8 protein-coding genes are annotated in these 8,968 nt (G+C 71.3%); 2 read left to right on the forward strand and 6 right to left on the reverse strand.

Translation table 11 applies throughout. The features are described 5' to 3' along the window. From KBY19_RS34720 to KBY19_RS34735, 4 genes are all read right to left on the reverse strand, one after another. A partial coding sequence (locus tag KBY19_RS34720; RefSeq protein ID WP_307843700.1) for an ATP-binding cassette domain-containing protein occupies nucleotides 1–196 on the reverse strand: 196 nt, incomplete at its 3' end. Continuing rightward, entirely contained in the window at nucleotides 193–1,059 is an 867-nt protein-coding gene (locus KBY19_RS34725; protein WP_099885333.1) for an ABC transporter permease, read from the reverse strand. The genes KBY19_RS34725 and KBY19_RS34720, both read right to left, overlap by 4 nt. Continuing rightward, a complete protein-coding gene (locus KBY19_RS34730) occupies nucleotides 1,056–2,015 on the reverse strand; it encodes an ABC transporter permease (RefSeq protein ID WP_221507023.1) in 960 nt (319 codons plus the stop codon). The genes KBY19_RS34725 and KBY19_RS34730 overlap by 4 nt, the downstream gene beginning before the upstream one ends. Before the next feature lie 167 nt (nucleotides 2,016–2,182). Beyond that, nucleotides 2,183–3,778 (reverse strand): ABC transporter substrate-binding protein, encoded by a 1,596-nt coding sequence (locus KBY19_RS34735; protein WP_185018579.1) that lies wholly within the window; start codon nucleotides 3,776–3,778, stop codon nucleotides 2,183–2,185. 236 nt (nucleotides 3,779–4,014) lie between these two features. On the opposite strand from KBY19_RS34735, the gene KBY19_RS34740 reads away from it, so the two are divergent. After that, nucleotides 4,015–4,836, forward strand: coding sequence for an SAM-dependent methyltransferase (locus tag KBY19_RS34740; protein ID WP_185018578.1), 822 nt, complete (start codon nucleotides 4,015–4,017; stop codon nucleotides 4,834–4,836). 101 nt (nucleotides 4,837–4,937) lie between these two features. Continuing rightward, the gene (locus KBY19_RS34745) at nucleotides 4,938–7,016 is read left to right on the forward strand and encodes a bifunctional diguanylate cyclase/phosphodiesterase (RefSeq protein WP_180289969.1); all 2,079 of its coding nucleotides are present in this window, start codon (nucleotides 4,938–4,940) and stop codon (nucleotides 7,014–7,016) included. Here the strand turns inward: KBY19_RS34745 and KBY19_RS34750 are convergent. Continuing rightward, a complete protein-coding gene (locus tag KBY19_RS34750) occupies nucleotides 6,959–7,969 on the reverse strand; it encodes an alpha/beta fold hydrolase (RefSeq protein ID WP_210967432.1) in 1,011 nt (336 codons plus the stop codon). The two genes, KBY19_RS34745 and KBY19_RS34750, sit on opposite strands and share 58 nt — an antisense overlap. A 65-nt stretch (nucleotides 7,970–8,034) precedes the next feature. Continuing rightward, on the reverse strand, nucleotides 8,035–8,968 hold a 934-nt coding region (locus KBY19_RS34755), incomplete at its 5' end, for a beta-galactosidase small subunit (RefSeq protein WP_247691722.1).

Below are 8,968 nucleotides of genomic sequence, written 5' to 3' on the forward strand. Positions count from 1 at the left end.
GTGCGGAGGCGAGCACCGACTTTCCGCAGCCGCTCTCCCCCACCAGCGCCAGGCACTCCCCGGCCGCCAGGTCGAAGGAGACGTCGCTGACGGCGGCGATCCGGCGGCCGTGGCGCATCCCGAAGCGAACGGTCAGCTCCCGTACCCGCAGCAGCGGGCGGTGCGTGCCGTCCGTCGTGGCCGTGTCCTGGCTCACAGCATCAGCTCCGATCGGCGCCGCGGGTTGATCCGCTCCCGCCATACGCCGGCCAGTGAGGCGATGGCGAGGGTGGGGATGATGAGGAACAGGCCGGGGAAGAGTGTGGGCCACCAGTCGCCGGCCAGCAGCGTGCCCCGGGCGCTTTGGATCATGTTGCCCAGGCTGGCGCGGTGCGTGGGCAGTCCGAGGCCCAGGAAGGAGAGCGCCGACTCGTGCCAGATGGCGTGCGGCACCATCAGCACGGCGGCGAGCCCCGCCTGCGGCAGCACCCCCGGCAGCAGATGGCGTACGGCGACCCGCCACCGCGAGGCGCCGCCTGAGACCGCGGCGTCGACGAAGTCCCGGGAGCGCAGGGACAGCATCTCGGCGCGGACGATCCGTGCGGTGGACAGCCAGTGGGTGAGTCCGACGGAGGCGACGACGGGCCAGACACCGGGGCGGAACATGGCGACGATGAAGATGCCCAGCAGCAGGTGCGGTACGGAGGAGAAGACGTCCACCACCCGCATCACCATGCGGTCCGCGCGGCCGCCGGCGGCACCGGCAGCCGCACCGACGGCGGTGCCGATGACGGTCGCCGCCAGCGCGGCCACCACGCCGACCAGCAGCGAGACGCGCAGCCCGTAGACGCAGCGCAGCAGTACGTCGCGGCCCACGTCGTCGGTGCCGAACGGGTGGGCTGCCGAGGGGGCATGCAGCTTGTTGGCCATGTCGACGGCCTGCTCGTCCAGCGGGAACAGCAGCGGCACCAGGAGTACGGCGGCGAGCACGGCCACGAGCACCGCGGCCGAGGCGCGCACGCGCAGCGTGCGGCCGCTTCCGGCTCGGAGCGTCGGGCCGCCCTTGAGTACGGCGCTCACATCTCCTCCAGGGCGACGCGCGGGTCGGCCAGCCCGTACAGCAGGTCGGAGAGCAGATTCCCGCCGAGCACCGCCACCGTGGCCAGGGTGGTGAGGGCCGCCAGCAGCGGGAAGTCCGTCGCGGTGGCGGCCTTGACGGTGGCCGAGGCGATACCGGGCCAGCTGAAGACGGTCTCCACCAGCAGTGCTCCGGTGATGAGTTCGGGCACTCGCGAACCGACCAGCGTCAGCAGCGGCAGCAGTCCGGAGCGCAGCGCGTGCTGCAGCAGCACCGTGCGCTCGGCCAGCCCTCGGGCGCGTGCCCCGCGCACGGCGTCCTCCTCCAGCGCGTCGGCGACACCCTGGCGTACGTACAGCAAGAACCACGGCACCTGTGAGAGCCCCAGCACCAGTGCGGGCAGCGCGAGATGGCGCAGCAGCGCACCCGCGGTGACGACGTCGCTGCCGGAGTCGGTCAGTCCACCGGCCGGCAGTACGTCGAACCGGACGGCGAACAGCCAGATGCCCAGCAGCCCGATCCAGAAGGGCGGTGCGGCCTCCAGGGTGTAGGCGAGCGAGGTGACCGTCCGGTCCAGGAGCCCGCCCCTGCGGCGTGCCGCGGCGACGCCGAGAGCCGTACCGACGAGGACGGCGAAGACGAAGCCCACCGCGCACAGCAGCACCGACCAGCCGAGTCGTTCACCGATGACCTGGGAGACGGGCTGCCGCAGCGAGGTGGAGTCCCCCAGGTCGCCCGACAGCGCGCCGGTCAGCCAGTCCCACCAGCGCTGTGTGAAGGGCCCGTCGACGTCGAGATTGCTGCGCAGTTGGTCCAGCGTCTCCTGCGAGGCGCTGAGTCCGGCCGACCCGGCGTACTGCTGCACGGGGTCGAAGGGGGACGCCGCCGCTACGGCGAACACCCCGAACGTGACCGCCGCCAGCACGGGTATCGCGGCCAGCATCCGCCGCCCCACCAGCCGTGCGACGGCGCGCCATCGCTTGTGGGCGCCGGTTCCACCGGCTTGCGGGCAGCTGTTCCGCCAGGGGCGTGGGGGCACCTCCCGGCCGGAGGCTGGGGGAGCGGACTGCCCACGCGCGGCGAGCACAGAGGCACTGTCCGAGCGCAGCGGGCTGTTGCGCGAACTCACTTCTCCGGCTTCCAGTCCTGGAGGTTCCACCAGGGGCCGGCGCCGATGCCGTGGTCGTGGGGTTCGACCTGGGTGGTCAGGCCACGCCACTTGTCGTCGATGACATAGACGTGGTCGATGTGGGTGAGGAAGGTGTAGCCGGGGTTCTTCGCCAGCGCCCGCTGCACCTTGTCGTAGGCGTTCTTGCGCACCTCGGGGTCGCGGCTGCGGCGGGCCACGTCGAGTTGCTTGTCCACCGTCTTGTCGTGGTAGGCGGCGAGGTTGTTCCAGCCGTCACCGATCTGCGAGGAGTGCAGTGTCGGGTAGAGGTCGAAGTCGGGGTCGGCGGGGAAGCCGTTGCCCATCAGCATCGCGTCGTGGTCGAGCTTGGGGCGGACGACCTCCCGGCTGCCGGCCTGGACCTTGACGTCGATGCCGGCCTTCTTGGCGTCGGAGGCGTAGGCCAGGGCGTGGTCCTGCCGCAGCTTGTCGCCGGAGAAGTACCAGAGGGTGAACGCGGCGCGCCTGCCGTCCTTGACGCGGATGCCGTCCTTGCCCGGCTTCCAGCCCGCCTCGCCCAGGATCTTCTTGGCGCGGGCCAGGTCGTGCGGGCGCTCGGTGCCCTTGGCGAACCAGGGGCTGTCGGTGGGCAGCGGACCGTAGGCAGGCTTGCCGGCACCGTTGAGGACGGACTTGACCAGGGCCTTGCGGTCGACGGCCAGGTCGAGGGCGCGGCGGACCGCCTTGTCCTTGGTGACCGGATTGCCGCTGGGGAGCGTCACGGCGCGGTAGTCGGCGGTCTTGGCGCTGAAGGTGCGCTTCTCCTCATCCTCCTCGTACGCCTTGGCGAGGTTGGGCGGGAGGATGGCGCCGTCCAGGTCGCCGGAGCGCAACCGGGTGGCGCGCACGTCGTCGTCCTCGATGACGGCCACGGTGAACCGCTCGACCTTCGGCTTGCCGCCCCAGTAGCGCGGGTTGGCCTTGAAGCTGAGCTTCTCGCCCTTGCGCCAGCTGGTGAGCATGTACGGTCCGGTGCCCACCGGCTTGGTGTTGTAGGAGCCGGTGTTGACGTCGGTCCTGGAGGCGACGGCCTTGGAGGCGATGGGCAGCACGGTGCGCTCGGCGAACGCGGCGTAGGGGTACTTGAGCCGGAAGACGACCCGGTGGCGACCCTGTGCCCGGACGCTCTCGACAGCGTCCAGTTCGCCCTTGGACGCGTTGTTGGTCTTCTTGTCGAGGATCGTCTCGTAGGTGTAGACGACGTCCTCGGCGGTGAAGGGCTTGCCATTGCTGAAGGTGACGCCCTTGCGCAGCTCGTAGGTGTAGGTGCGGCCGTCCTTGCTCACCTTCGGCAGCCGCGTGGCGAGTGCGGGCCGCAGATGCATCTTGGCGTCGTGGGTGAGCAGGCCGTCGAATATCTTCGAGTTGCCCTCCTTGCCGTAGCCCAGCAGCGGGCTGAGGGTCTCCGGCTCCTGGGCGACGCCGACCGTGAGCGAGTCCGTGCCGCCGCCCGAACCGTCACCGTCGCCGGGCGCGGAGCACGCCGGGGCCCCCACGAGCACGACCGCGGCGAGGGCCATCGCGGTGGCTGTCCGTACCGTCCGGGCAGTCATCTGTGGCACACTCCTTGTTCGAGATCACACGCTCTTGCAACTCGTTCGCAATTAGACTGATTAAATCACGGGGCCTGCGGTGCGCTATGCCCCGATACCTCCCGGCCGGGCTGTCAAGCCCCGGGCAAGATCCAGCCCCAGTAACGCTGTTTCCTTCCACGCGCCGCTTCTCGGTCAGTAGCCTCATGGCCCCGACCGGAACTCCCCGGTGAATGAAGCGAGCTGGAGACCCCTCGATGGAACGTCCCGCCTGGGCCCCGCAGGGCATCGATCTCACCGTGCCGAGCGTGTCGCGGATGTACGACTACTACCTGGGCGGGTCGCACAACTTCGAGGTCGACAGGGAGACGGCACGGCGGGCGATCAGGGCCTGGCCCGGACTGCCCAAGATCATGCAGGCCAACCGCGCCTTCATGCGCCGGGCGATCCGCTTCGCCGTCCAGGAGGGGATCACCCAGTTCCTCGACATCGGCTCGGGCATCCCCACCTTCGGCAACGTCCACGAGGTGGCCCACGCACTCGACCGCGACGCGCGGGTCGTCTACGTCGACAACGACCCGGTGGCCGTCGCGCACAGCCGCGCGGTGCTGGAGGGCGACAGCAGGGTGGGCATCGTCTCGGCGGACTTCCGCTCACCGCAGGACATCCTGGAGAGCCCCGAGGTGGAGAACCTGCTGGATCCCCGCCGGCCGGTGGTGCTGATGCTCGTCGCGCTGCTGCACTTCATCGAGGACCGCGACGAGCCCCGCAAGTGCGTGGCGGAGCTGGCCCGGCACCTGGCGCCCGGCAGTCTGCTGGTGCTCACCCACGGCTCGCCCGAGGGCGGGCCCGTGCGCGACGGAGGCGCGGCGCTGCAGGAGGTCTACAGCACCGCGAGCGCCCCGCTGGTCATCCGGTCCAAGCAGGAAGTGGCGGAGTTCTTCGAGGAGTTCGAGATGGTGGAGCCGGGTCTGGTCGCAGTGCCGCGCTGGCGCCCCGACAGTCCCACGGAGCACGAGGACCCCGCCGTCTTCGGCGGATTCGCCGGAGTGGGCCGTAAGGCGGGACTGTCCGAGTGACCCCCCAGGACGAGCCCGCACAGCACGAGGGGCATACGAGCTCGACACACAGCGGCACCGGCCCGGCGGAGGGCGAGGACGGACCGCGCCGCTTCGCGCGGATCTGGAGCCGCGCCGTCTACCCGGCCACCCAGACCTCGCTCTCCCGCGCCGAGTTGGAGGACTTCCTCCACCCGCTGGCCATCCGGCTGGGAGAGGCGCTGCACGCCTACCCGTTCAGCCCGGCACCCGCCCGGGAGGTCGGCGAGGTGCTGGTGAACGAGGCGCACTGCACCAGCCCCGACGCGCTGCCGCACATCCTCGGCGTCGTCGAGTCGTATCTCGTGCTCTACGCCGGAACGCCCGGCTCGCTCGGTGTCGACGAGGCCCGCTCGCGCTGCGCCCGGCTCCAGCACGCCATCGCCGCGGGCTTCACCCTCGCCGTGCGCGAGCGCACCTTGGCCGAGCAGGAGGCACTCTCGCGTGCGGCGCTGGCCGCGCAGACCGCCGTCGAGGAGGCCCTGCACGCCTCCGAGACCCGGTTCCGTGCCGTATTCAAGGAAGCCACCATCGGTATCGGCATCGCCGACATGAACGGCCGACTGCGCGACGCCAACGGCGCACTGGCGCGGATGTTCGGGCACTCCGAGGAGGAGATGCGCCGCCGCAACATCAACGACTGGGTGCACCCGGACGACGCCCCGGACGTGTGGCGGCTGCACCGCGAGCTGGCCGCCGGCCGACGCGACCACTTCCGCGTCGAGAAGCCCTACCAGCGTCCCGACGGCACCGTGCTGTGGACCAATCTGACCGTCTCGCTGCTGCGGGACGCCGACGGCGAACCCCGCTACCAGCTGGCCCTCATGGAGGACATCACCGAGCGCCGCCTGCTGCATCTGCGGCTGCGCTACGAGGCGACCCACGACGAGCTGACCGGGCTGCCCAACCGCACCCTGTTCGCCGAGCGCCTGGACCGCATCCTGACCCCCGGCAACGGGGTGGCCCGGTTCGGGCTGTGCTATCTGGACATCGACGGCTTCAAGACGGTCAACGACAGCCTGGGCCACGCCGTGGGCGACCAGCTCCTGGTCGCCGTCGGCGAGCGCCTGCAGTCCTGCACCACGGCTCCCGCACACCTGGTGGCCCGCATCGGGGGCGACGAGTTCGCCGTACTGATGTCCGACCCGCAGGGGACGGAGGAGGTCACCGGCCTGGCGCGGGCGCTGCTGGCGGCGCTGGCGACCCCCATCTCGGTGGACGGGCGCGAGCTGTCCGTACGCGCGAGCATCGGCATCGTCGAGGGCGCCTCCGGTCAGCTGGAGCCCGCCGAGGTGCTGCGCAGCGCCGACATCACCATGTACCGGGCCAAGGACTCGGGCGGCAACCGCTACGAGCTGGCCGACCCCGCCTCCGAGGCCCGCGCCATAGACCGGCACAGCCTCACCAACCGGCTGCCCGCCGCGCTGGAGCGGGACGAGTTCTTCCTGGAGTACCAGCCGCTGATCCGGATGAGCGACGGCCGGGTGGACGGGGCCGAGGCACTGGTGCGCTGGAGGCATCCGGTGCACGGCCGGCTCGGCCCGGACCGGTTCATCCCACTGGCCGAACACACCGGGCTGATCGTGCCGTTGGGGCGCTGGGTGCTGGAGCAGGCCGTGGCGCAGACCTGCACCTGGTCGAGCGGGCAGCCGCTGCGCGTCAACGTCAACCTCTCCCCCCGGCAGCTGCACCACCCGGATCTGGTGCCGGACACCATCGCCGTGCTGGAGGCCGCGGGCGTGGCGCCCTCCTCGCTGTGCCTGGAGGTCACCGAGAGCGCGCTGATCGGCGCGGACGAGGACGAGCTCAAACCGCTGTGGCAGCTGGCCGAGATCGGCGTCGACATCGCGCTGGACGACTTCGGCACCGGCTACTCCAACCTCGCCAATCTGCGCAAGCTCCCGGCGACCACGCTCAAGCTGGACCGCTCCTTCACCCAGGGCCTCCAGCGGCATCCGGCCGATCCGGTGGACCTCACCTTCGTGGAGGGCATCGTCTCGCTGGCGCACGCGCTCGGGCTGGCCGTCACCGTCGAGGGGGTGGAGACCGAGAGCCAGGCCGACCAACTGCGCGACCTGGGCTGCGACACGGCGCAGGGCTGGTACTACGCGCGTCCTTCCTCGCCCGGCGAGTTCGCCAAGGAGTGGGCGACGACGGGCTGACGCGGCACGCGCGGCAGGCTAGGGCGCCGATCCAGGTGGCTCTCGAACCACTCGACCAGGTCGGCCTCGACCTCGTCCCGGTTGGTCTCGTTGAGGATCTCGTGCCGTGCGCCCTCGTAGGCGCGCCAGCTCAGATCGCGCGTACCCAGGTAGCGGAAGTCCTCCAGCAGTTCGTAGACGAGCGTCATGCCCTGGTTGCACGGGTCCTGGTCGCCGACGGCGATGTGCACGGGCAGTCCGCGCGGAATACGGGCGAACTGCTCCGGGTCGTTGATCTTGCGGGAGCCGCGCACCCAGTCCAGGGCCAGGCCCGCGCCGAACGGGAAGCCGCAGCGCTCGTCCTGGGCGTAGGCGTCGACCTCGGCCTCGTCGCGGGAGAGCCATTCGAAGCCGGTGCGGTGCTCGAAGGGGTCGTTGAAGGAGCTGAACAGCACCGCTGTGAAGTCGGACGGTGCGTCCCGGCCCCGCTCGGCGATCTCCCGCTCCAGCCGCTGCGCGGCGGCTTCGGTCTCGCAGCCGGGCAGCGAGCGGAAGGTGCCCGACAGCACCAGTCCGGACAGCTCCTGGCCGTACTCCTGTGCGTAGTCGCGGGCGAGCTGCGAGCCCATGCTGTGCCCGAGCAGGAAGAGCGGGGCGTCGGAGGGCATATGGGCACGGACCCGGTCGCCGACCTCCTTGAGATCGGCGACCGTGGTCCGCCAGCCCTCGGCGCCCACCGCGCCGTAGCCGCCGGTGTGCGCGGCCGTGCCGCCGTGCCCCCGGTGGTCGGAGGCGACGACCGCGTAGCCGCCTGCCGTCAGCCGGCGGGCGAACCGGTCGTAGCGCAGCGCGTGTTCGGCGGCGCCGTGCGCGACCTGGACCAGGGCGCGGACGTCTCCCTCGGGGAGCCAGGTGTAGGTCGCCACCCGGGTCCCGTCCGCCACGGTCGTGAAATCGTCCCGCCGCTCCGCCACGCTCGGCTCCTCTCCGCTCGCCTGCCGCGTTCCCCGCGCCTGCCGCGTCCGCTACCGCCCGCGGATCATCGCACCGCGCGCAGGCGGTAACCGTAGCGGTAGGCGCGGTCCGCGTGAAGGAGGTACTTCTCCAGCGGAGCGGCGCCCCACGAGTCGTTGCCGCCGACGCCCATCTGCCGGTGGTTGACGCCGAGCACCGTCTCCTTCCTGGGCTTCAGCTCGTAGGGGTGCTCAGGTCCGTCGAGGTCGGCGGGGGTGTACCGCAGGGCGCCGAGCTCCAGATGGTCGCCGTCCTCCGTGGTGACGCGCAGCCCCGAGCCGTGCTTGCCGGTCAGCTCGCCCCAGCGCACACCGGTGACGTTGCCGCACTCCTGCGGGCGTACGTACGGCGTGAACCGGTCCGCCACGTCGGAGCGGTGGCGGCCCACCCGGGCCCCGGTCGCACGGTCCTGATAGTTCTCGTGCGGGCCACGGCCGTACCAGCTGAAGGTGGACAGCCCGGCGGGGAGGGTGAGCAGCGCTCCGACCACCGGCAGATCGGGCAGGCCCTTGCCGGGCTCCAGGGTGTGGGCCACGCGCACCTCGCCGTCGCCGCGTACGGTGAAGACGGTGCTGTACGCGCTGGTCGCGGGCGCGGTGGGCAGGGTGCTGCGGACCTCGACGGTGACGACCGAGCGGCTCTCGCGGGTCACCTTCACCTCGTCGGTGGTGCGTTTGCGGCCCGCCTCCTTCCACGTCTTGGCGGTCTGGTGGAAGTTCCGGCCGCGGTCGTTGTCGGTGGGGGCGCGCCAGAAGTTGGGCACCGGGCCCTCGGTGAGCAGGACGACGCCCTTGTGCCGGAAGTCGGTGAGGGTGCCGCTGGTCTTGTCGAGGGTGAGGGTGAAGTCCCGCCCGGAGACGGTGATCTGCTTGTCGCTCTCCTCGTACTCGACAGGCGGCAGCTTTCCGTCCCCGGGCTCCCGGGGGGCGGGCGCCTGCCACGCCTTGAGCTGGATCTGG

The organism is Streptomyces sp. B15 (assembly GCF_018070605.1).
GTDB lineage: Bacteria > Actinomycetota > Actinomycetes > Streptomycetales > Streptomycetaceae > Streptomyces > Streptomyces smyrnaeus.

Coding starts and splice junctions, on each gene's coding strand:
- KBY19_RS34740 (WP_185018578.1), top strand. CDS start 4,015: ATGGAACGTCCCGCCTGGGCCCCGCAGGGCATCGATCTCACCGTGCCG.
- KBY19_RS34735 (WP_185018579.1), bottom strand. CDS start 3,778: ATGACTGCCCGGACGGTACGGACAGCCACCGCGATGGCCCTCGCCGCG.